Raw genomic sequence first — 22741 nt, forward strand, 5'->3', positions numbered from 1 at the left:
CCATTACGTTAGTTCTGTCCCTTTCACTTTAGCGGAACTAGCTATTGAAATCAAGTGATCGTCATTGGTACAGCAAAAAGCCGCTCCTCATGAAGAGAAGCGGCCATCCAAATTATAGAGAAGCTTTTAAAATCGCTAAAATGTCATCACGGCCAAGTTTCATAAAGTTACCAAAACCGCCATATTCCATTTCTTTTGCTGCAATGTCAGCAATTTTGTCCAGTTGATCTTCACCAATATCATAATCAGCTAAACGACTTGGTGCACCGAGGCTTGTCCAGAAGGCTGACAGCTTGTCGATTCCTTCCAATGCGATGTCACGATCCGATTTTCCTTCTGTCTCAATGTCAAACATGTTCAGCATGAGGTTTTTAAAACGTTCGACATTATGATCGAGTGTATGACGCATCCAGTTTGGGAAGAGGATCGCAAGTCCGCCTGCATGCGGAATGTCATAGACAGCTGATACTGCATGCTCAATCGTATGAGATGCCCAGTCGCCAAAATAGCCCATTTGCAGCGTGCCATTTAAAGCAATCGTACCTGCATAAAGAATGGTTTCACGGTGCTCATAGTTTTGTAAGTCTTCAAGAAGCTTTGGTGCTGTCTCAATGACTGTTTGAAGAACGGCGAAACACATCCGGTCTTGTAGAGGCGTATTTTTGACATTATGGAAGTATTGTTCAAATACATGGCTCATCATATCAACCATGCCATACACCGTCTGATTCTCTGGCACAGAATATGTGTGCTCAGGATCTAAAATTGAAAAAGTAGGGTGCGTGACTGAACTGCCCCACACGTACTTTTCATTTGTTTCCCAGTTCGTGATCACAGAATCCGGGTTCATTTCTGAGCCTGTCGCTGCAAGTGTCAATACTGTACCAAATGGCAGTGCTTTTTGAGCGGTCGTTTTCTTTGAAATAATATCCCAAACATTCCCGTCATATTCAGCTCCAGCTGCAATGGCTTTTGTACAGTCGATGACACTTCCCCCACCAACTGCTAATAAGAAATCAATGTTCTCATTTTGGCAAATGTCGATCCCTTTTTGCACTGTTGTGAGGCGAGGATTCGGTTCAACTCCTGACAGTTCAAATACGTCAGCCTCTGCTTCATTTAAAGCGCTGATGACCTTATCATAAAGACCATTTTTCTTAATACTGCCTCCACCATATACAAGAAGCACTCGCTTTCCATAACGAGCGAGTTCGCTTTTCAGTCCGTCTAGTTGTCCTTTTCCAAACATTAATTTCGTTGGATTATAGTAAATAAAGTTCTCCATCTGTTCTACATCTCCTTAAAACATTTATATCCAAAAACATGAAAGACTACTGTAACATATGTACATGCAGAACTCAAAAAAAGATAACTGCTTAAAAGCAGCTATCTTTTCCATGTTCGATTATAAAGAAGCGTTTAAAATAGCTAGAACATCTTCTTTGTTCAGCTTTTTAAATTGGCCAAATTCACCACGTGCCATTGCACGGTCTGCAATCAGATCAATTTTCTCATCGTTGATGTCATAGTCAGCTAAACGGTTTGGTGCGCCTAGACTTGTCCAGAAAGCAGAAAGTTTTTCGATCCCTTCTAAGCCAACTTCTTCGTCTGTTTTGCCCGCAGGGTCAATATCGAATACACGCACTGCTAATTGCTTGAAGCGACCTGGGTTTTCTTGAATGACATGCTTCATCCAGTTCGGGAACAAGATCGCAAGACCACCTGCATGAGGGATGTCATACACAGCGGATACCGCATGCTCAATATTGTGAGATGCCCAGTCTCCGCGTGCGCCCATTGAAAGCATTCCATTCAGTGCAATGGTGCCTGTGAATAAAATCGTTTCACGAAGCTCATAGTTTTCCAAATCATTGATGAGCTTTGGTGCTGTTTCAATGACCGTACGAAGAAGTCCTTCACACATACGATCTTGGTAAGGTGTATTCTCCGTGTGATGGAAATATTGTTCAAACACGTGAGACATCATGTCAACCATGCCATAAATTGTATGGTTTTTTGGCACAGTAAATGTATTGACTGGGTCAAGAATAGAGAATTTAGGGAAGACAGCTGGACTGCCCCATCCGTATTTCTCATTTGTTTCCCAGTTCGTGATGACGGAGCCAGAGTTCATTTCAGAACCTGTCGCGGCAAGTGTTAACACTGTACCAAATGGGATGGCTTCCATAGGGACATGCTTACGAGTGACGATATCCCAAGCATCTCCATCGTATTTCGCACCAGCTGCGATCGCTTTGGTTGCGTCAATGACGCTACCGCCGCCGACTGCCAAAATAAAATCAACTTGGTTCTCTTTGCAAAGCTCAACCCCTTTTCTAACCGTTGTTAAGCGCGGGTTTGGCTCAACACCAGCAAGCTCAGTAATTGCAGCTCCTGATTCTTTTAAAATGCTGACAACTTGGTCATAAAGGCCATTTCGTTTAATGCTGCCTCCACCATATACAAGCAATACGTTTTTTCCGTAGTGTTTTAGTTCATCTGAAAGGGCTGATACTTCTCCCTTTCCAAAGATTAATTTCGTTGGGTTCCAATAAGTAAATCGATCCATGTGATCTCCTCCTCGCGCTACATTATGCGCCTCTTTCATTCCAAAATAAAGTAATTTGCTTTCATCCATTTTCTTACGCATAGTTTAGCTAAAAATCTGCAAAATATAAATGTATTGATACTGTAGCGAAAGGAGGAATCACGATGAGTGCTATTCAGCGTATTGCCCTCGTGCTCACGATTATCGGTGCTATTAACTGGGGACTAATCGGCTTTTTTCAATTTGACTTAGTAGCAGCGATCTTTGGCGGTCAAGGTGCTGCATTATCACGTATTATTTATGGTCTTGTTGGAATAGCAGGCCTTGTCAATCTTGGTCTGTTGTTCAAACCTAGTGAAGAAGCTGTCCGCCGTGACGAGCCAAATCCAGAGGTCCGCTAATGCAAAAGACATAAAAAAAGACTGCCTACGTGGCAGTCTAAGGCACCGTTTGAAGCGGTGCTTTTTTTATTTCTTGATAAGGTCTTTACGGTTTGATTGCTCAATCCACTCTTCAAGTTTATCTTTCAGTGTATTGAAACCTTGTGGTGCAGCAGCTTCTTCTTTCACTTGCTGTGGTCTTTGTTTCTTTGGTTTGCTTTCTTTTCTTTCAGGTGCTTCTTGTGTTGCACGGATAGAAAGGCTGATTTTACCAGCATTTTCATCAACAGAAAGAACTTTTACTTGTACTTCGTCACCAATTGAAAGGTGTTCGTTGATGTCTTTTACAAAACCATGAGTTACTTCAGAAATGTGCACAAGTCCTTGAGTTTCTTCATCTAATGCAACAAACGCACCATACGCTTGTAATCCTGTTACTTTACCAGTGTAAACACTGCCTACTTCAAACTTTGTCGCCATGATAACAACTCCTAAATAAATGTTTTAATATTCGTTTATACGCAATTAAAAACTATATCACAGAACGGTCTTTTACGCAAAATATTTTTTAATTGGGTTTAGATCAGTTTAAAAGGGGGAATACCTGAAAACAAGAATGCTTTCTAGTATTCCCCCCTAATTTGAGAGGCATGAGTCCAGATGGATTGATGCCTTTTTTTATTTTAAGATAGCAGGTGCCTCTTCTTTCACTTGTCTATTTTGCAAAAAACGCTGGATTCTTGAAAGTGATTCCTGCAAGTGATCGAGTGATGACGCATATGAACAGCGAATATGACCTTCACCACTTGGACCGAATACATTCCCAGGGACAACTGCTACTTTCTCGCTAAGCAGCAACTCCTCAGCAAATTGTTCTGAAGTCATACCTGTGCTTTTAATGGACGGGAAAGCGTAAAACGCTCCGTTTGGCTGGTGGCAAGTGAGTCCAAGTTCATTGAGAGAGCCGACAAACAAATTACGGCGCCTTCTGTAGCTTTTCTTCATTTTCTCCACATCTTCAAGTCCATTTTTTAATGCTTCTTCTGCGGCATATTGTGCCATAGCTGGTGCACACATCATAGAATATTGATGTATTTTCAGCATGGCATCACGGAGGACTGGCGGTGCTGCCACATAGCCTAAGCGCCAGCCCGTCATAGCAAACCCTTTGGAAAAGCCTGAAATCAAAATCGTTCTTTCCTTCATATCTTGAATCGCCGCTACGCTCGTAAAAGCTTCATCGTACGTCAGCTCTGCATAAATCTCATCTGTGATGATTAAAAGATCATGCTCCTTTGCAAACTGAGCAATAACTTCAAGCTCTTCTTTCGAGTAAACAGACCCTGTTGGGTTTGATGGAGAGCATAGCAAGATGGCTTTTGTTTTCGGCGTCAGCTTCGTACGAAGATCTGCAGAATCGGCTTTAAAATCTTTTTCAGCCGATGTACTTAAGTAAACCGGTACACCGCCCGCAAGTGTCGTTAGTGCCCCGTATGCGACGAAACACGGCTCTGGGATGATCACTTCGTCCCCGCTGTTTAAAATGGCGCGAAAGGCCAAATCAAGCGCCTGGCTGCCGCCAACGGTAATAATGAGTTCTTCTTCAGGACTGTACTCAATGTGAAACCGCTTATATAAATAATGGCTCAATTCTTTTCGCAAAGAGAGCAGCCCAGCATTTGCTGTATAAGAAGTCAGTCCTTGTTCTAAAGACATAATACTGGCTTCTCTCACATTCCATGCTGTCACGAAATCCGGTTCGCCGACCCCGAGGGAGATAACCCCTTCCATTGTGGCTGCCAAATCAAAGAATTTCCGAATACCTGACGGCTGAATGCTTTGTACCGTTTCAGATAAATAAGACTTTTTCATTTAAGGAGACACCACGATTCTTTTGTCATCGTCCCCTGTTTCAAAGACTTTCCCATCATGCTTATATCTTTTCAAAATAAAGTGGGTAGTGGTTGAAACAACAGAATCAAGTGTCGATAATTTTTCAGATACGAAGCGGGCGATATCAGACATGGATCTTCCTCTGATCACAACAGATAAATCATACACACCTGACATTAAATACACGGACTCCACTTCCTGGAACCTGTAAATGCGTTCAGCAATTTCATCAAAACCGACGCCTCTTTTTGGGGTCACTTTCACATCAATCATTGCTGTAACGCCTTCGTGTCCGTCTACTTTTCGCCAGTCAATCATGGTCGAATAATCAATAATGACTTTTTGATCTTCGAGCTTTTGAATAATGGCTTCTGCTTCTTCTGATGTCACACCTGCCATTTTTGCAATTGTATTTAAATCGGCGCGGCTGTTTTCATCTAAAATCTCTAATATTTCAGTTTCTTTTTCGGTTAGTTTCATTGATTTCACACCTCTGATTGTAAAAAGCTAGTTTTAAAAAATCTTCTGAACATTATAGCACGTTTTTCCCATTATGCTAAGCAGGGAAAAGATTCTAATCGTAGCTTAAAATCCACTTTTTAGGGTACAATACAGTCACCTAACAGAGAGTGAGTATCAAATATCGGAGTTGATGAGTGTGGACATTGTACAGCCAGCCTATATGAAAAGTAAATTCGGTTTAGATATCTATTACGAACACTATCCAAATGAAGGTAAGAAGACATTGATTTTAATTCACGGCCTCTTCTCATCTACCTTCAGCTATCGAAAGCTCATCCCGCTTCTGAAACAAGACTTCAATTTAATTGCGATTGATCTGCCTCCATTCGGGCAGTCCGAAAAATCGAATACGTTCATTTACAGCTATCGCAACATGGCAAAAATCATTATTGAACTAGCTCGTTATTTGCAGATTCAGCATGCGATCCTCGTGGGGCATTCCATGGGGGGACAAATTGCTTTATATGCTGCATCTGAGCGCCCCGACCTATTTGAAAAAGCCGTTCTTTTATGCAGTTCAGGGTATATGAATAAGTCCAAAAAGTCCCTTGTTTACAGCACATATATTCCTTATTTTTATCTCTATTTAAAAAGAAAGTTGTTCAAGCAAGGTATTATGAAAAATTTAACCGCTGTTGTGCATGATCATTCGATTATTGATCAAGAGATGGTGGACGGATATTTAAAGCCTTTTTCAGATGACCAAATTTTCAGAGGTATTTTTCGTTTGATTCGGCACAGGGAAGGCGATTTAGCGTCAGATGTCTTAAAGAAAATGGAGACACCTGTTCTGCTGATTTGGGGGGAGGAAGACCGGATCGTTCCTATTCAAATTGGCGAAAGACTGCACAAGGATCTGCCGCATTCAACCTTACACGCATTAAAAAAAACCGGTCACCTCATCCCTGAGGAAAATCCGGTCTTTGTGTCTGATCAAATTGGTGATTTCAGCCTGTCTTAAAGCGAGCAGGAGCTGCCTTCCCTTATGACAAAAAGCTGATTTGCGATAAGTTGGCAGCTTTCCATTGGAAGAAGCTGCTCAAATGAGTGATGGTAAATGGCTTGAATGTCTTTCGCGAAAGATAACGGGTCTTCTGCGTCGTATAAGGCACTGATGACGTCAGCAGGCTCCGTTTCGTAAAAGTCCTCTCCATACTGAAAAGGGTCCCATGCCTTAATGATTTGAATCATCTCTTCTACAGCTTGACTATCTTTCATGGGTATCACCGCTTATAATAAATTTTGTGATGTTTATTTTAGCACAACCAAGAATGGTTGAAAAACGGCTAGAGGTGGGTTTCATGAATTTCGACGAACAGATCATACGTAAAGGTTCAAAATCAGTCAAATGGGATCAAGCAGAGTCTTTGTTCCTGACAACAGATGCGCTGCCAATGTGGGTAGCAGATATGGATTTTAAAGCGCCCCAAGTCGTGCTTGATGCTTTAAAAGAACGATTAGATCACGGCGTATTCGGCTATGCATTTCAGGATCAGGATACGCAGCAAGCAGTAGCTGACTGGCTCAAAAGAAGACACGGTTGGACGATACAAACAGAGGCCGTCACCTTCACACCAGGTATCGTGACAGCACTTAGTTTTGCGGTACAAGCCTTTACAGCTCCGAATGATGAAGTGGTCATTCAGTCACCGGTGTATACGCCCTTCTATCAAATGATTGAAAGAAACGGACGTATCGTCTCAACCAATCCTTTAAAAATAGAAAACAACCGCTACATGATGGATTTTGATGATTTAGAGAAGAAATTAAGTAGACCAGAGGCGAAGCTGATGTTTCTTTGTCATCCGCATAATCCTTCAGGGAGAGCTTGGTCAAAAGAGGAATTAAAGCGTGTAGGAGAACTATGTGTACAGTACGGTGTCACCGTCGTGTCAGATGAAATTCATTCGGATCTGATGCTTTACGGGCAGCCGCATGTGCCTTTTGCCAGCCTTTCTGATGACATAGCTAACATCACGGTAACATGTATTGCACCGAGTAAAACATTTAACTTAGCTGGTCTTCAGGCATCTGCCATTATCATTTCTGATGAAGAAAAAAGAACCCTTTTCACCAATGAAGGGCAAAGAAATGGATTGTCCAAACTGAATGCCTTTGCGATTCCTGCCATGGAGGCGGCCTATCGCTACGGAGATGAGTGGCTTGATTCACTTGTTCTTTATCTCGAAAAGAATATGAAGATCGCAATGGATTATATTGACGAATATCTGCCGAGCATGCGTTATATGAAACCAGATGCTTCTTATTTATTATGGCTGGATATTCGTGATTATGAGCTCACTCAAGCAGAATTGAAACGTAATCTGCTGAAAAAGGGCAAGGTCATACTAGAGCTCGGACACGTTTATGGGCACGAAGGAGACGGCTTTATACGAATGAATCTAGGCTGTCCTGCCGGAACGGTGAAAGAAGGTCTGAAGCGCCTTCAACAAGCATTCACTCTATCATCCGAATAAAACCATTTCTATCAAAAGAACATCCTAGCGGGTGTTCTTTTTAAAGAAAAAAACCCTCCTATTATCATATCTACTTTGTACATGAAATGATATAATGAGAGGAATTACAATTATTTACGAGGAGAGCATTTAAATGGAAATGTTCAAGGATTTTCTGCTCCATGTATCTTTTATTCTATTTCCAATCTTTTTATATCATGCACTATGGCTAAGCCGGACCCCTGCTCATTTCCCTAAAACGAATAAACTGCTCATCACCATATTTGCATCCATTTCATCAGCACTATGTATTATGTATCCAGTTGGTTCGATTTTAGATTTGCAGACTGGGCTTCAATCGATTCCCCTTGTACTGGCTATTTTATACGGGGGATATACCGCAGGAATCGTCGCTATCTTGTTTAGTTCAACCGTAAAGTTCGTGATGTATGGCTCTTTTTTATGGATTGGATTGATTGTTGTACCGATTTACTTTTTCATCCCTTTCCTGCTTTACCGGAAATGGCGCCAATATTCTAAGCAGAGAAAGCTGTTATACGGAGTCCTGATTGCGTTATCAAAAGGGATATTTATTTACATTGGACTGCTTGTGTTTAGCTTAATAGAGTACAGCCCTGCATTCATTATGCAGCAAAAGCTGCTTGAATTATTTTTCTCAACTCTTTACTACATATTCTTTCTTGTGCTGAGTATTTATTCCATTGAGTTTGTGAAAGAGAATGCGCAAATGAGAACACAGCTTGTCCAATCAGAGAAACTAACGATTGTGAGTGAACTGGCAGCAAGTGTCGCCCATGAAGTCCGCAATCCACTGACGGTGGTGAGAGGATTTATCCAACTGCTCTTTTCAAGTGACAATACGAAAGAGCCGTCAACCAATAAAGATTATAAAAATCTCGTTTTATCTGAACTTGACCGTGCGCAGGATATTATTACGAGCTATCTTGATATTGCGAAACAAAATTATTATCAAATTGAGTCTCTCAATTTATCTAAATTACTTGAAGAGTGTGCATCGCTGATGACATCCTATGCGAATTTTAAGTCGGTCACGATTCATCAATCGATTGAACCAGACTTATACATCCAAGGTGATGAAACGAAAATCAAACAAGTCATGATTAATTTAATCAAAAATGCAATCGAAGCAGCGCCCGAACACGAAGGAAAAATCGAACTGTTTGCTTCAAAAGAAAATCATCGAATCTGCCTTTATTTCATTGATAACGGTGTAGGCATGTCAGAAAGCCAAATGAAAAAGCTTGGTGAACCCTATTACACATTGAAAAATAAAGGAACAGGGCTTGGGCTGACAGTGACATTTTCCATCATTGAAAATCATCATGGAACCATTCGTTTCAAAAGCTCATTGCAGTCTGGTACAACAGTCACCGTGAAGTTTCCTGAAGATACAAGAAGAAAATGATTAATCCATTTTTTTTGTCCTTTTTTCATCGATCTGCTCCTGCTTCTTAGAAGCACGAACGATCAGACGAAAGCAAATAAATGCAGCAGCAAAGAAAAGCACCGTCGTGATTGCCGCAGGGATATACTCCCTTTTATCTTCAGGAAAATACAGTAGAAAGAATATGATGAACGACATGATTCGCTCTTCCCCCTTTTGCTCGTTTACTTCACTATATTGGCTAAAAGAAAGGAAATACCTTCTTATGCGAAGGAAATGGAGGAATTTCATATGACAGACATTCAGATTGGACAAATCGTGAAAGGTTTTTACAAAACAGGTGTTTACATTGGGGAAGTGACAGCCGTTAAACCATCTACTTATCTCGTTCAAGTAAAAGCAGTTTTAACACACCCCACTCAAGGTGACCTGCATCATCCAAAAGAAGCGGACGTACCTTTTTTTCAGGAAAGACGGGCTTTGGCCTTTAGGGAACAGACGAATATCCCTCATCATATGGTCAAGCCTTATGATGGCGACATACCTGATTATCAAGTATCGCTGAAAGACGCCGTAGACAAATTGAAAAAAGGGCTCAGTGCGGATGATTCCAAGTGGGCTGAAAAATCAAGAGCGTGCCTCTCTTCTCTTGAAAAAGATTATTTTCCAGAAGACGCCCGCTAATCTGCCGAATCAAAAAAGTGAGAGAAGTCAATGAGTTCACCAATTTTGGTTGTTTGCGGATTTTCCACATAGGATCGATCTTTTTCAAAAAGGGTGAACAGCTGATAAGTGGTCATGGCATCATCGAGTGCTTTATGATGCTTACCAGCTCCTTCACTGCCGTACTCCTTAGCTGCTTTCCGAAGTCCTGTGAGTGTTCTATCCCCAAAAAAGGTCTTATATTCAAAAGCCAGATCCCTTTGATTCCCCTTAAAAGGAAAACCAATATGATTGAGCATACAGTTTTGCTTCAGTACCTTCATGTCCATATTTCCCCATGTGATAATCTCACAGTCTTCTCCCCCATCGAGTGACACGAGCTTCTCGATAAACGCCTCAAAAGAAATCCCGCTTTCTACATCCTGCTGCGTAATGCCAAGGAACGATTTACAGCGCTTTGTCAGCTTCGGGAACTTTTTCGGTTTGACATAGCTTGAGAATGTGTCTATGATCGTTTCATTTGATGCTTTGACGACACCGGCTTCAATGATTTCCGGGAAAAAATTTTGCGGATGATATTTCCCATCAGGCATCGTAAATTCAAAATCGACCACAAGCAGCGTCTTCTGTTCCATCAGTCTCACCCCACTTTCTCGTCTGTTTTCCATTCTGCTACTATTATATTAAGACGGACTTTGAAATCACTTCATTTTCGTGAAAATAATGCAGATTCACTATGCCCAACCTATTCATCAGATGAAAGATCGTTTATTTTCCTTTATAATTATTAAGGAACACGAAATAAATAAAGAAGGTGGTCTTTATCACAAACAGGAAGAAAAACTTGTACATCATGTGGTTTGTGAACTTTTTTGTATCTGCCAGCATTACAATGATCGTCCCTTTTTTATCACTTTACATAGAGTCTCTTGATAGCAGTTATTCGAATGAATTTGTTCAAAGATGGAGCGGCTATGTCTTTGGGGTTACGTTTTTAACAGCCTTTCTCATTTCTCCAATTTGGGGACGGATTGGTGACCGGCATGGCTATAAAAAGATTTTGCTCATTAACGGTATTGGGATTGCAACAAGTATTTTATTAATGGGGCTTGTTCAAACCGTTTATCAACTATTTGCGTTAAGGCTTTTCATGGGGCTTGTGACAGGCTTTATTTCGACTTCGATGGCACTGATTTCTGCACAGACCGAAAAGGCAACAGCCGGTAAGACCCTTGGTACGATGCAGATGAGTAATGTCGCCGGAGGATTATTCGGTCCATTAATGGGTGGATTTATGGCAGACAGTGTCGGATTCATTTATACATTTTTCTTAACAGCTGCTGTCATATATGTGTCAGCGATTGTCATTATCTTCGGTGTGAAAGAACAGCCGATCCGTTCAAAAGAAGCAAAACGGGTTTCTTACTCACGGAAGGACGTCCTTGTCCATATTTTCAAACAGCCTTTACTTGTCGTCACAATGCTACTCACATTTATTACGCAAGTCGGGAACTTTAGTATTCAGCCGCTTTTAGCCTTGTACATTCATGATTTACACGGCCCCGTCAATCTTGCCTTTTATGCAGGGCTGGCGTTTTCTGCAACGGGGCTTGGCAATTTGCTGTTTACACGGAAATGGGGAGACCTTGGAGATCGTATTGGTCACGATAAGGTGCTGCTGGCCCTTCTCATCCTCTCCTCCATCTTATTCATCCCGCAAGCGATGGCAGATTCCTACGGGATGTTAGTGATCTTCCGTTTCTTATACGGGATGGCACTAGGCGGCATCATTCCTTGTACGACAGCCTATATTCGAATCAAAGCACCTGCCTCTATGCAAGGGGAAGTACTTGGTTACAATGTGAGCTTCCGCTTTCTTGGAAATGTCGTCGGACCCGTCATAGGAGGCATTGTGGCGAGTCATTACGGAATACCAGCTGTCTTTTATGTCACCGCCGGTATTTTCCTTTTCGGGGCATTATTTTTATGGGCGGTCCGCTCACAATCAAAGACAAAAGAGAGGAGTGTCTGATCCATTATCAGATACTCTTTTCTTCTGTCTAAATGCCTTGTTTACTAGACTTCACGTCTATTCTTTTCTAAAAATAACCTTCTCGTAATCGCAAAAGAATGGTACGATATGGCTAGAAATCCGAAGAAAGTGAGTGACCTCATGTTTCGTGCAATCATTGGTTGGTTATTACTTGCTGCCCTCATCCCATTATTTGTTCTGACTTTTTATCTATCAAAGGAAGAAGCCGCAAGTGTAAAACCTGTTAACGAAGTGCTTGATCAAAAAATCAAGCTGGAAAAGGTAGACTTTTCCCAAAACAGTTATATGTATGATCGAGATGGTTCTCTTATCTCTGAGATCGTATCAAACGATGAGAACCGTGTTTTCGTGAAGTACGATAAAATTCCTGATTCCGTAAAGGAGCTGTTCCTCCGATCAGAGGACCGCAACTTTTATGACCATAAAGGCATTGACTTTATGGGCGTGATTCGTGCCCTTGCCGCAAATGTGAAAAACCATGGCATTAGCCAAGGCGCCAGCACCATCACACAACAGTTATCCCGTAATTTATATTTAAGTCATGAACGTTCATTCAGCCGAAAGTTTACAGAACTGCTCTATTCCTATGAGCTCGAGCGAAAATTTACAAAAGAAGAAATTCTCGAAAGCTATTTAAATACGATTTATTTCAGTAACGGGGTTTACGGTGTCGGTTCTGCGGCTAATTACTATTTTGATAAGCCGCTTAGCTCTTTGACGCTTGCACAGATGGCATTTATTTCTGCGATTCCTAACAACCCTACGCTGTATGACCCATTGAAACAATTCAAACATACAAAAAAACGCCAGGAACGGCTGCTTGGTATTTTAGAAAAAGATGGTGTCATTACTAAGAAACAATATAAAAAAGCGGTGAAAGAAAAAATCAGCTTGTCCTTAAGTGAAAAGAAAAATCTTTATCCTGACTATGTGACTTACGCCAATGAGGAATTTACCGACCTGGTGTCTGATCAGGAAGGCTTTACAAAACGATTGAAAAAAGCCAAAACAGAAGGCGCAAAAAAAGCAATTCAAAAAGAATTATCAGAAAAGGTCAGTGCATTGCTTCAAGATGGTGTGAAGATTTATACAGCACTAGACCCTTCCTTACAGCAAAGAGCGGTCTATCAGCTCAATGCACAATTGCCTTATCAAGGTGTGGAAGGCGGTTCAGCAGTGATTAACCACCAAACCCATCAAATCGTCGCACTTGCTGGCGGGAAGAATTATAAAAAGTTTGATTTCAACTACGCCTATCAAGCGCAAAGACAACCAGGTTCTGCGATTAAACCGCTGTTAGATTATGGCCCTTATATTGATCAAACCGGTGCCACGGCATCAAGTAAAATTAGTGCCGGCAAGTTTTGCAGCAGCGGATACTGCCCGCAAAACTATAGTCATAAAACATATGGAACTGTGACGCTTGAAACAGCCTTTAAAAATTCTTACAATACACCAGCAATACGTATGCTTGATACAGTCGGTGTGAAAAAAGGCTTCAGCTATTTAGAAAAGTTCTCATTCGAACATATTGTCGCAGATGATTACCGCCTTCCTTCTGCACTTGGAGGATTTACAAAAGGCTTCTCGCCGCTAGAAATGACCGATGCATATACCGTGTTTGGCAATCAAGGTGCCTATACGAGAAATCACTCCATTACAAAGGTCACAGACTTAAACGGCAAAACCCTTTACAAGTGGAAAGAGTCGCCGAAGCAAATCTATTCTCAGCGTACAAATGAAACAATGCGCAAGCTGCTTGCCTCTGTTGTGAAAAGTGGAACAGGGAAAAAGGCAAATTTCAATTCTCCTTACATTGGGGGAAAAACAGGGACATCCAATGACTACAAAGACATTTGGTTTGTTGGCCTGACAGATCAATACACAATGGGTGTATGGGTCGGAAGAGATAGAGGAACCGTTGAATCGATTTATAGTTCAAGCCCGCACTTACGTATTTGGAAACAAACCATGCAATATGCTAGATAAACAGGAGGTTTGATTGCGATGCATTCAACACAACCCTCTCACTTCATTTTATTTGATGGTGTCTGCAATGTGTGCAGTGGTGCTGTTCAGTTTATCATCAAGCGTGATCCGAATGAGCGGATGATGTTTGCTTCTTTACAATCAGATACAGGGCAGCGTATTTTAAAAGAAAACGGCTTGCCTTTAGATGAGTTCAATTCATTCATTTATATTGAAAATGGAACCCTTTATATGAAGTCAACAGGCATCTTAAAAGCCGCGCGGCATTTAAAAGGGATATACAGATGGAGCTATTTACTCCTCGCGATCCCTCGTCCAATCCGTGACTGGTTTTATCAGCTCATTGCAAAGAATCGCTATAAATGGTTTGGTCAAAAAACATCCTGTATGATGCCTACACCTGATATTCAGAAGCGGTTTCTTCCATAAAAAAAGCATCCTCCATCATCGGAGGATGCTTTCTTTCGTCTGATTAAGCTGGCAGACTCGCCATCACACTGTTATAAAGCTTAATAAATAAGTACAAAATACCGATCAAAAACGTGGCCCAAAACAGCAGAATAAACATCATAAACCCAATTAAATTCAGCATGGAAAGTGATTGATAAATGCGTACCACAACCCAGATAAAATAGACGAGACTTGCTAAAACAAAAAGCCCAACAAGCAAAATGAGCTGCTGCGTCAAAAGAAATGCAAGTAAGCTGGCAAACAAATAGACAACCGATGCAATCCGAATTTTCTTTAAGTTCTCCCCTTCAGGGTCCTTTGCAAAAAAGAGCAGCGCCAATTCTAACACCGTATCTGCAATGAGTTTTAAAGCAGATAAAATCATAAAATAAACAAGTGCAAATGCGGCAAATAAAGCAAGACGAATGCCCTGTTCAGAGAAAAACTCCAGCATTCCTTTTAAAATCCCTGCTTGGGTCAAGAAGTCAGTCGTGATACCTACTGTAAAAATAGAAAAAGCAGAGCTGAATAGCAAAATCGAAATCAGCGGAAAATATCCAGTCAAATATGTATTTTTCATAAATAGATCCTTTCTCATAAGCTCATTTTTATTATGGCTCACTTAAAACGGATTGACAAGATGCTTTCCAAGTAAACTGGAATCTAAATCAAATTTGTGATTTTGCACGTACATTCCTTCACAAACTTACATTTTCCCGTTAAAGTATTACTATTACGAAAAAATTGCGCGTTAGGGGTATACTCGTGAAAAAAACTTTAAGACTGCAAACACGGCTGACGATCTTTGTCTGTATTGTTGTCCTGATCTCCCTCTGTATCACATTCTTTACGATCTGGTCAGAAACAGCCAAAAATATTCATCAGCAGGAACGTGATATCGCCCTCTCCACTGCCAAAATGGTCGCAGAGGCTCCGATCACAGCAAAATCATTGGAAAAAGATCAATCATATACAGCACTGCGAAAATATACAACAAATGTTCAGCGGATTACCAAAACCGAATTCGTTGTCGTCATGGATATGAACGGTATCCGCAAAACACATCCGAATCCGCAAAAGATTGGGAAGCGATTTGCTGGCGGTGATGAAAAACCAGCATTACAGGGTAAAGAACATATTAGTACGGCATCTGGAACACTTGGCAGGTCCATGCGTGCCTTTGTTCCTGTTTATAACCAAGATGGCAAGCAGCTCGGGGCTGTGGCAGTTGGGATTACATTAAAGGAAATTGATTTAATTATTCATCAAAGCCTGCTCCCGCTCTATTTTGTCACATCGCTTAGCCTTTTATCTGGGATTATCGGTGCACTTATTGTGGCACGCAAAGTGAAAAAGATTATGTTTGGACTAGAGCCAGATGAAATTGCCACATTATTAAAAGAACGAAGTGCCATGTTAGAGTCAACAAAAGAAGGCATTCTTGCCGTCGATCAGCACGGTAAAATAAAGCTGGCAAATGCAGAAGCTAAACGTCTTTTTCATAATATGGGCATGATGGTTGATCCTAGTGAACAAGATGTACAGGCCCTTCTTCCTTCAAGCGGCTTAAAGCAAGTAATCGAAACACGGAAACCGCTGCTTGATCGCGATGTCAGAATGAACGGACTGGAGCTGGTCTTTAATGAGGTGCCGATTACGGTAAAAGGAGAAATTGTAGGGGCAATCGCAACCTTCCGTGACAAAACAGAAGTCAAACACCTGGCTGAGCAGCTGAGCGGGGTGAAGATGTATGCCAATGCGCTTCGTGCCCAGTCACATGAATTTATGAACAAGCTTCATGTCATTTTAGGATTGGTCCAGCTAAAGAACTATGATGACCTTGGCACCTATATTAAAGATATTGCGATTTATCAGCAGACAGAAACAAATGAAATCATCAACCATGTGAAAAACTCAGTCTTAGCAGGTTTTTTACTAGGAAAACAAAGCTACATTAGAGAACAAGGAGCAGCTTTAGAAGTCAATTGCAGTACACAGGTACCAAACTCTGAGGACCCAGCAGTCACACATGACCTTATTACGGTCATCGGTAATCTGTTAAATAACGCACTCGATGCCGTTTCCCATACAGAGAACAAAAATATCTCCATCTCATTCAGATATGTCCATGAGCAGCTTCATATTGAAATTACAGACACAGGTGTCGGCCTGACAAAAGAAGAACAGGACATCATGTTTGATCAAGGCTTTTCAACAAAAGGAGAAGACAGAGGATTTGGCCTCTATTTTGTTGACCAAAGCATCAAAAAACTGAACGGACATATGATCGTCACAAGCGAAAGAGGAGAAGGAACGACCTTTAGTCTCCGTATTCCATATAAACAAAAGGAGGATTCACATGATTAATGTGTTGATCGTAGAAGATGATCCAATGGTCGGGGAGCTGAATAAACGCTACTTGACCCAAATAGAAGGTTTTGAATTAAAAGGGATTGCCACCTCATTTCAGAAGGCACTAGATATCTTAAAATCAGAAATCATTCACCTTGTATTGCTTGATATTTATATGCCTGGACAAAATGGGCTCGCCCTATTATCAGAAATTCGTAAGCAAAATCATTCCGTTGACGTCATCGTCATTTCAGCTGCAAATGAAGTGGATGTCGTGCAGCAAACGATGCGAAACGGAGCTGTCGACTATTTAATCAAACCTTTTGAGTTTGAACGCTTCCAATCAGCACTGGCAGAATATAAAAGAAAACATGCCCTATACCAAACGATGAACAGCATCTCTCAAAATGATTTAGACGCGAAACTTTTTCATAAAAAAGCAGAGGCGGAAAAAGTCCTTCTGCCAAAAGGCTTAACGAAGAGCACACTCAAACTCATATGGACAAGCATTCAATCATTCGGTCAGCAGGATTTCACGACCGAAGACCTAGCCAATCATACAGAAATCTCCCAAGTTTCGATTAGAAAATACTTGAAATTTCTTGAGGATATCGAAGTGGTTGATGTGGAAATGGCATACGGGACAATCGGCCGCCCTGTTTTCCAATATAAACTGAATACAAGCAACATGAATTTGATTCAGCAATATCTTTAATTTGGCACATCTGACCTTTCACAAAGGCCAGATGTTTTTTTATGGCCTACGATGTCACAAACCCCTTGATATCAGCGGTTTCACTGTAGTAGAGCACATCATAAAAGCGGCATTATATCATATTTCGGCACATAAAAAGACATCGAATTTAGCCTTTTAACATTTTTTTAAAAATAAAACAAATTTCTATTTATTTATTCGATGGGAAATGATAAATTATGATTGATTAGTTCAACGAGATATAAGTCTGATGTCTTACATCTTCTCTCCTGTTTCCATCAATTTCAAAAGAATGCAGGATAAAATACCCTTTTCAGAAGGATAGGAGAAGGCAAGAGTCGGTCTTTTTTCGCGAGACTTTTCTGAAACTTTTAAATTTTATAGGGGGTTATGTTTTGAAGAAGCGCAAAATTGGACTTGCATTGTCCTTAGTCGTAGCAGCAGGAACCATCCTTGGAGCATGCGGCAACTCTGGCTCAAACAGCGGTGAAAACAAAAAAGATAAAGATCAATTCACTGTTGCAATGGTAACTGATGTCGGTGGTGTCGATGACAAATCGTTTAACCAATCTGCTTGGGAAGGTTTACAAGCATTTGGGAAAGACAACAATTTAACAAAAGGCAAAAACGGCTTTGATTACTTACAATCCAAAACGGATGCAGATTATCCAACAAATTTAAATACACTTGTAAGACAAAAATTCAACCTCATTTATGGTATCGGCTATAAAATGGAGAGTGCCATTTCTAAAATAGCTGATCAGCGAAAAGATTCCAAATTTGCAATTGTGGATGCAGTTGTTGATAAGAAGAACGTAGCTAGTATTACATTTAACGAAAACGAAGGCTCATTCCTTGTAGGTGTTGCAGCGGCTCTTTCTACAAAATCAAACAAAATTGGTTTTGTTGGCGGCGTTGACTCTGAATTAATCAGAAAGTTCGAAGTTGGTTTCCGTGCAGGCGTTGAAGCAGCTAACCCAAAAGCAAAAGTTGAAGTGAAATATGCTGGTGCATTTGATAAAGCAGACATCGGTAAAGCAACAGCTGAAAGTATGTACAAATCTGGCGTAGACATTATTTATCATGCAGCTGGAGGTACTGGAACGGGTGTCTTTACAGAAGCAACCAATTTAAAAAAGGCAGATCCAAATCGAAATGTTTGGGTCATCGGTGTTGATAAAGACCAGTATGACGAAGGTAAAGTACCTGGAACAAAACAAAGTGTCACTCTTACTTCTATGATTAAGAAAGTAGACACAGCGGTACAAGACTTAACAACAAAAGCAAAAGAAGGTAAGTTCACTGGTGGCGAAGTGATCACGTACGGTCTGAAAGAAGGCGGCGTTGACATCTCTCCATCTCAAGAGAATCTTGATAAAAATGTATTGAAGAAGATCGAAGAATGGAAACAAAAAATCATCAAGGGTGAAGTGAAAATCCCTGCAACACGTGATGAACTCAAAGATTTTAAAGCTTAATTTGTGCATCGGGATAAGCGCGCCTTATCCCCTTGCCTCTCCTTTACCCCCTCTTTATTCGTAAAAGGTGGTAAAAGAAAAGCTGCAGCCTTGTTTTGCAGCTTTTCTTTTGCTAGTTTTTATCTTCATCAGCACCCTAAAAAAGGAGCGGTTAAACCTGTGGATTATGTCATTGAAATGTTGAATATACGCAAAGAATTCCCTGGCATTGTAGCAAATGATAACATTACGCTGCAGCTAAAAAAGGGCGAAATTCATGCGCTGCTTGGTGAAAACGGCGCTGGAAAATCAACGCTCATGAACGTGCTTTTCGGACTGTATCAGCCTGAAAAAGGTGAAATCAAGGTACACGGAAAACCGGTTACAATCTCAAGTCCAAATGATGCAAGTGATTTAGGCATTGGAATGGTCCATCAGCATTTTATGCTAGTTGATACATTTACTGTGGCTGAAAACATCATTTTAGGAAAAGAGCCAAAGAAATTTGGAAAGATTGACAAAGAACAAGCCATTCAGCAAGTGCAGGAACTTTCTGACCGTTATGGACTGAAAATAGACCCTGCCGCTAAAGTATCTGACATCTCAGTCGGTATGCAGCAGCGAGCAGAAATCTTAAAAACACTATACCGCGGCGCTGACATCTTGATCTTCGACGAACCAACAGCCGTCTTAACACCTCAAGAAATAAAAGAACTCATACAAATTATGAAAAACTTAATCAATGAAGGCAAATCCATTATTTTAATTACCCACAAGCTAAAAGAAATTATGGATGCCTGTCATCGCGTGACCATTATCCGAAAAGGTCAAGGTATTCGGACACTTGATGTGGAACACACAAACAAAGACGAGCTTGCCAGCTTAATGGTCGGCCGCGAAGTCTCATTTAAAACAGACAAAAAAGCAGCCTCCCCTGCTAAAGAAGTCTTGCAAATTCAAGATCTCACTGTCAAAGATGCACGAGGAATTGAAGCCGTGAAACAACTCAACTTATCAGTGAAAGCTGGTGAGATTGTCGGAATTGCGGGTGTAGACGGAAATGGTCAATCTGAATTAATTGAAGCCATTACAGGTCTGAAAAAATCCGAATCTGGCACGATCATGCTAAACGGGAAAGCCATTCAAAATCTCCCGCCTCGTAAGGTCACAGAATCTGGTATCGGACATATACCTCAAGACCGTCATAAGCACGGACTTGTCCTTGATTTTTCAATTGGAGAAAATATTTCCTTACAAACGTATTATCAGCGTCCATATTCGAAGTTTGGCTTGATGAATATGAAAAACATTTATCAAAAAGCAAAACGAATCATTTCTGAATACGACGTACGGACACCTAGTGAATATACAGAAGCACGTGCGCTATCAGGCGGTAACCAGCAAAAAGCCATTATTGGCCGTGAAGTGGACCGAAATCCTGATTTATTAATTGCCGCACAACCGACACGTGGACTTGATGTCGGAGCCATTGAGTTTGTTCATAAGCGCCTGATTGAACAAAGGGATTCAGGCAAAGCCGTTCTGCTCATCTCCTTTGAGCTTGATGAAATTATCAATGTCAGTGATAAGATTGCTGTTATTTTCGAAGGCAGCATTATTGCCATTGTGGATCCAAAAGAAACAACAGAGCAAGAACTTGGTCTGTTAATGGCTGGAAGTACGCAACAGGAAGTGGGGAAAGAAGCAAATGTCTAATCGCTTAACAAATCTGCTGATTCCGCTTATAGCCATTGTACTTGGTCTTTTCGTTGGGGCCATCATTATGCTGGCAAGCGGATATAGTGTCATCGAGGGCTATAGCGCCCTTTGGAATGGTGTATTCGGTGAAACGTATTATATGGGAGAAACCATCCGACAAGTCACACCTTATATTTTATCAGGACTTGCTGTTGCCTTTGCATTTCGGACAGGCCTCTTTAATATCGGGGTAGAAGGTCAACTTCTCATTGGCTGGATTGCATCTGTATGGATAGGAACAACCGTCCATGCACCTGCCTATATCCATCTGCCTCTTGCACTGATCACCGCAGCAGCAGCTGGTGCATTATGGGGCTTTATTCCTGGTTTTTTAAAAGCCCGTTTTTATGTTCATGAAGTGATTGTCACTATTATGATGAACTACATTGCACTTCATGTGACTAATTTTATTATTACAAATGTTCTTACAGATCATAAAGATAAAACAGATAATATCAATTCCACTGCCTCATTACACTCTGATTTTTTTGAAAAAATCACTGATTTTTCAAGCATGCATAACGGAATCATTGTAGCTGTCTTATCTGCCGTTATTATGTGGATCATTATCCAAAAAACCTCTAAAGGGTTTGAATTGCGTGCTGTTGGTATGAATCAGCACGCATCCCAATATGCTGGAATGAATGTGAGAAAAAACATTATATATTCCATGCTAATTTCAGGTGCTTTTGCAGGTTTAGCCGGGGCAATGGAAGGTTTGGGAACCTTTGAATATGCATCAATAAAAGATGCCTTCACTGGCGTTGGTTTTGATGGAATCGCTGTTGCCTTATTAGGCGGAAATACAGCTATTGGTGTCGTCTTAGCGGCATTATTGCTTGGTGGATTGAAAGTCGGTGCTTTAAACATGCCGCTTGAATCTGGCGTACCGACTGAGGTCGTTGATATTGTGATTGCTATCATTATTCTTTTCGTTGCCTCAAGCTATATCATCCGTCTTGTCATTCAACAATTGAAGAAAAAGGGGGGAAAATAAGTGGGATTTCTGCAAATTCTTGAAATCATCGTCCCGGCTACACTCGTTTATGCTGCACCACTTATTTTAACCGCTCTTGGAGGCGTCTTTTCAGAAAGATCAGGTGTCGTCAATATCGGTCTTGAAGGTTTGATGGTCGTCGGAGCATTTTCTAGTATTATCTTTAACTTAATGTTTGCTGATACGTTTGGTGCCTTGACCCCGTGGCTCGGTCTTCTTGTTGGTATGGCCATTGGCGGCTTGTTCTCACTCATTCACGCTGTTGCCACTATTACGTTCAGAGCAGATCAAACGGTCAGTGGTGTTGCGATTAACATGCTTGCCCTTGGTGCTACGCTGTTTGTTGTCAAACTGATTTATGGCAAAGCACAAACAGATAAAATTACAGAACCTTTCTATAAAGGAGATATTCCCCTTTTAAGTGACATTCCGATCATTGGTGATATTTTCTTTAAAGATGTGTATTATACGTCCATTCTCGCATTAGTTCTTGCCGTTGTCGCTTGGTTTGTCTTATTTAAAATGCCATTTGGCTTACGACTTCGTGCAGTCGGAGAGCATCCAATGGCAGCTGATACAATGGGAATCAAGGTATACCGGATGCGCTATATCGGCGTCTTCATTAGTGGTCTATTTGGCGGCCTTGGCGGAGCTGTGTATGCATCGACCATCGCTCTTGACTTCTCACACGCCACCATTACAGGTCAAGGCTTCATTGCGTTAGCCGCCCTTGTTTTCGGGAAATGGCATCCATTTGGCGCCATGGGCGCTGCTTTATTCTTTGGATTTGCACAAAGCTTAAGCATTATTGGCTCTCTGCTTCCACTGTTTCAAGATATCCCGAACGTGTACATGCTCATTGCACCATATGTGCTGACGATCCTAGCTCTTACTGGCTTCATTGGACGAGCAGACGCACCAAAAGCACTTGGTACCCCTTATTTAAAAGGGAAACGATAAATACCATGTATGATCAATCCCCTGAAGGACAAACTACCTTCAGGGGATTTTTGTATGATAAAAACGACAAAACCCCTGTTTATTTTACTTTTATTACACTTAATTTAGTTTAATAAATAGAT

At 41.0% G+C, this 22741-nt stretch carries 23 protein-coding genes; 14 read left to right on the forward strand and 9 right to left on the reverse strand.

All coding sequences use genetic code 11. The features are described 5' to 3' along the window. Positions 1-112: 112 nt before the first annotated feature. A complete protein-coding gene (locus tag NST57_RS15500; protein ID WP_142155871.1) occupies positions 113-1285 on the reverse strand; it encodes an iron-containing alcohol dehydrogenase in 1173 nt (390 codons plus the stop codon). A 120-nt stretch (positions 1286-1405) separates the two neighbouring features. Next, positions 1406-2569, reverse strand: coding sequence for an iron-containing alcohol dehydrogenase (locus NST57_RS15505; RefSeq protein WP_142155872.1), 1164 nt, complete (start codon positions 2567-2569; stop codon positions 1406-1408). Positions 2570-2712: 143 nt separating this feature from the next. Between NST57_RS15505 and NST57_RS15510 the strand changes: the two genes are divergently transcribed. Beyond that, positions 2713-2949 carry a DUF378 domain-containing protein gene (locus NST57_RS15510; RefSeq protein WP_008345792.1) on the forward strand — a complete coding sequence of 79 codons (237 nt, stop codon included), beginning with the start codon at positions 2713-2715 and terminating at the stop codon, positions 2947-2949. 66 nt (positions 2950-3015) lie between these two features. Here NST57_RS15510 and yugI read toward each other — a convergent pair whose 3' ends face one another. From yugI to NST57_RS15525, 3 genes are all read right to left on the reverse strand, one after another. Then, on the reverse strand, positions 3016-3408 hold the full coding sequence (gene yugI, locus NST57_RS15515; RefSeq protein WP_008345795.1) for a S1 domain-containing post-transcriptional regulator GSP13: 393 nt from the start codon (positions 3406-3408) through the stop codon (positions 3016-3018). A 198-nt stretch (positions 3409-3606) separates the two neighbouring features. After that, complete coding sequence (locus NST57_RS15520; protein WP_142155873.1) at positions 3607-4800, reverse strand: aminotransferase; 1194 nt, start codon at positions 4798-4800, stop codon at positions 3607-3609. After that, a complete protein-coding gene (locus NST57_RS15525; RefSeq protein ID WP_007500517.1) occupies positions 4801-5301 on the reverse strand; it encodes an Lrp/AsnC family transcriptional regulator in 501 nt (166 codons plus the stop codon). Positions 5302-5479: 178 nt separating this feature from the next. On the opposite strand from NST57_RS15525, the gene NST57_RS15530 reads away from it, so the two are divergent. After that, entirely contained in the window at positions 5480-6304 is an 825-nt protein-coding gene (locus NST57_RS15530) for an alpha/beta fold hydrolase (protein ID WP_445818796.1), read from the forward strand. Here the strand turns inward: NST57_RS15530 and NST57_RS15535 are convergent. After that, positions 6301-6561: a DUF1871 family protein gene (locus NST57_RS15535; protein ID WP_142155875.1), complete on the reverse strand. Its 261-nt coding sequence runs from the start codon at positions 6559-6561 to the stop codon at positions 6301-6303. The two genes, NST57_RS15530 and NST57_RS15535, sit on opposite strands and share 4 nt — an antisense overlap. A gap of 83 nt (positions 6562-6644) precedes the next feature. On the opposite strand from NST57_RS15535, the gene NST57_RS15540 reads away from it, so the two are divergent. Further along, positions 6645-7820 (forward strand): MalY/PatB family protein, encoded by a 1176-nt coding sequence (locus NST57_RS15540; RefSeq protein WP_341298816.1) that lies wholly within the window; start codon positions 6645-6647, stop codon positions 7818-7820. 133 nt (positions 7821-7953) lie between these two features. Continuing rightward, complete coding sequence (locus NST57_RS15545) at positions 7954-9246, forward strand: HAMP domain-containing sensor histidine kinase (RefSeq protein WP_341298817.1); 1293 nt, start codon at positions 7954-7956, stop codon at positions 9244-9246. Here NST57_RS15545 and NST57_RS15550 read toward each other — a convergent pair whose 3' ends face one another. Next, on the reverse strand, positions 9247-9423 hold the full coding sequence (locus tag NST57_RS15550; RefSeq protein WP_008345810.1) for a hypothetical protein: 177 nt from the start codon (positions 9421-9423) through the stop codon (positions 9247-9249). A 93-nt stretch (positions 9424-9516) separates the two neighbouring features. Between NST57_RS15550 and NST57_RS15555 the strand changes: the two genes are divergently transcribed. Next, positions 9517-9909 (forward strand): kinase-associated lipoprotein B, encoded by a 393-nt coding sequence (locus tag NST57_RS15555; RefSeq protein WP_017358956.1) that lies wholly within the window; start codon positions 9517-9519, stop codon positions 9907-9909. Here NST57_RS15555 and kapD read toward each other — a convergent pair. Beyond that, a complete protein-coding gene (gene kapD / locus NST57_RS15560) occupies positions 9906-10523 on the reverse strand; it encodes a 3'-5' exonuclease KapD (RefSeq protein ID WP_008345814.1) in 618 nt (205 codons plus the stop codon). The two genes, NST57_RS15555 and kapD, sit on opposite strands and share 4 nt — an antisense overlap. Positions 10524-10741: 218 nt before the next feature. Between kapD and NST57_RS15565 the strand changes: the two genes are divergently transcribed. The 3 genes from NST57_RS15565 (at position 10742) to NST57_RS15575 (ending at position 14359) form a co-directional block, all read left to right on the forward strand. Continuing rightward, on the forward strand, positions 10742-11920 hold the full coding sequence (locus tag NST57_RS15565; RefSeq protein ID WP_220482436.1) for an MFS transporter: 1179 nt from the start codon (positions 10742-10744) through the stop codon (positions 11918-11920). Positions 11921-12028: 108 nt separating this feature from the next. Beyond that, the gene (locus NST57_RS15570; protein ID WP_142155878.1) at positions 12029-13930 is read left to right on the forward strand and encodes a transglycosylase domain-containing protein; all 1902 of its coding nucleotides are present in this window, start codon (positions 12029-12031) and stop codon (positions 13928-13930) included. A gap of 18 nt (positions 13931-13948) precedes the next feature. After that, positions 13949-14359, forward strand: a complete 411-nt coding sequence (locus tag NST57_RS15575; protein ID WP_017358953.1) for a thiol-disulfide oxidoreductase DCC family protein — start codon at positions 13949-13951, stop codon at positions 14357-14359. Positions 14360-14402: 43 nt separating this feature from the next. On the opposite strand, the gene NST57_RS15580 is transcribed toward NST57_RS15575, so the two are convergent. Further along, complete coding sequence (locus NST57_RS15580; RefSeq protein WP_008345822.1) at positions 14403-14960, reverse strand: YufK family protein; 558 nt, start codon at positions 14958-14960, stop codon at positions 14403-14405. Between the two features lie 185 nt (positions 14961-15145). On the opposite strand from NST57_RS15580, the gene malK reads away from it, so the two are divergent. The 6 genes from malK to NST57_RS15610 all read left to right on the forward strand — a co-directional run bounded on the left by malK (position 15146) and on the right by NST57_RS15610 (position 22619). Further along, the gene (gene malK, locus NST57_RS15585) at positions 15146-16747 is read left to right on the forward strand and encodes a malate sensor histidine kinase MalK (RefSeq protein ID WP_341298818.1); all 1602 of its coding nucleotides are present in this window, start codon (positions 15146-15148) and stop codon (positions 16745-16747) included. Next, complete coding sequence (locus tag NST57_RS15590) at positions 16740-17447, forward strand: response regulator (RefSeq protein ID WP_142155880.1); 708 nt, start codon at positions 16740-16742, stop codon at positions 17445-17447. Before malK ends, NST57_RS15590 begins: the two co-directional genes overlap by 8 nt. Before the next feature lie 395 nt (positions 17448-17842). Continuing rightward, positions 17843-18925 carry a BMP family lipoprotein gene (locus NST57_RS15595; RefSeq protein WP_341298819.1) on the forward strand — a complete coding sequence of 361 codons (1083 nt, stop codon included), beginning with the start codon at positions 17843-17845 and terminating at the stop codon, positions 18923-18925. Positions 18926-19084: 159 nt separating this feature from the next. Beyond that, positions 19085-20620, forward strand: coding sequence for an ABC transporter ATP-binding protein (locus NST57_RS15600; protein WP_341298820.1), 1536 nt, complete (start codon positions 19085-19087; stop codon positions 20618-20620). Next, entirely contained in the window at positions 20613-21659 is a 1047-nt protein-coding gene (locus NST57_RS15605) for an ABC transporter permease (RefSeq protein ID WP_025207902.1), read from the forward strand. Before NST57_RS15600 ends, NST57_RS15605 begins: the two co-directional genes overlap by 8 nt. Continuing rightward, positions 21660-22619: an ABC transporter permease subunit gene (locus NST57_RS15610; RefSeq protein WP_142155882.1), complete on the forward strand. Its 960-nt coding sequence runs from the start codon at positions 21660-21662 to the stop codon at positions 22617-22619. The last annotated feature ends 122 nt before the right edge of the window (positions 22620-22741 follow it).

It is taken from the genome of Bacillus sp. FSL M8-0077 (assembly GCF_038050255.1).
Lineage (GTDB): Bacteria > Bacillota > Bacilli > Bacillales > Bacillaceae > Bacillus > Bacillus altitudinis.

Coding starts and splice junctions, on each gene's coding strand:
- NST57_RS15500 (WP_142155871.1), bottom strand. CDS start 1,285: ATGGAGAACTTTATTTACTATAATCCAACGAAATTAATGTTTGGAAAA.
- NST57_RS15505 (WP_142155872.1), bottom strand. CDS start 2,569: ATGGATCGATTTACTTATTGGAACCCAACGAAATTAATCTTTGGAAAG.
- NST57_RS15510 (WP_008345792.1), top strand. CDS start 2,713: ATGAGTGCTATTCAGCGTATTGCCCTCGTGCTCACGATTATCGGTGCT.
- yugI (WP_008345795.1), bottom strand. CDS start 3,408: ATGGCGACAAAGTTTGAAGTAGGCAGTGTTTACACTGGTAAAGTAACA.
- NST57_RS15520 (WP_142155873.1), bottom strand. CDS start 4,800: ATGAAAAAGTCTTATTTATCTGAAACGGTACAAAGCATTCAGCCGTCA.
- NST57_RS15525 (WP_007500517.1), bottom strand. CDS start 5,301: ATGAAACTAACCGAAAAAGAAACTGAAATATTAGAGATTTTAGATGAA.
- NST57_RS15535 (WP_142155875.1), bottom strand. CDS start 6,561: ATGAAAGATAGTCAAGCTGTAGAAGAGATGATTCAAATCATTAAGGCA.
- NST57_RS15540 (WP_341298816.1), top strand. CDS start 6,645: ATGAATTTCGACGAACAGATCATACGTAAAGGTTCAAAATCAGTCAAA.
- NST57_RS15545 (WP_341298817.1), top strand. CDS start 7,954: ATGGAAATGTTCAAGGATTTTCTGCTCCATGTATCTTTTATTCTATTT.
- NST57_RS15550 (WP_008345810.1), bottom strand. CDS start 9,423: ATGTCGTTCATCATATTCTTTCTACTGTATTTTCCTGAAGATAAAAGG.
- NST57_RS15555 (WP_017358956.1), top strand. CDS start 9,517: ATGACAGACATTCAGATTGGACAAATCGTGAAAGGTTTTTACAAAACA.
- kapD (WP_008345814.1), bottom strand. CDS start 10,523: ATGGAACAGAAGACGCTGCTTGTGGTCGATTTTGAATTTACGATGCCT.
- NST57_RS15565 (WP_220482436.1), top strand. CDS start 10,742: ATGTGGTTTGTGAACTTTTTTGTATCTGCCAGCATTACAATGATCGTC.
- NST57_RS15570 (WP_142155878.1), top strand. CDS start 12,029: ATGGCTAGAAATCCGAAGAAAGTGAGTGACCTCATGTTTCGTGCAATC.
- NST57_RS15575 (WP_017358953.1), top strand. CDS start 13,949: ATGCATTCAACACAACCCTCTCACTTCATTTTATTTGATGGTGTCTGC.
- NST57_RS15580 (WP_008345822.1), bottom strand. CDS start 14,960: ATGAAAAATACATATTTGACTGGATATTTTCCGCTGATTTCGATTTTG.
- NST57_RS15590 (WP_142155880.1), top strand. CDS start 16,740: ATGATTAATGTGTTGATCGTAGAAGATGATCCAATGGTCGGGGAGCTG.
- NST57_RS15605 (WP_025207902.1), top strand. CDS start 20,613: ATGTCTAATCGCTTAACAAATCTGCTGATTCCGCTTATAGCCATTGTA.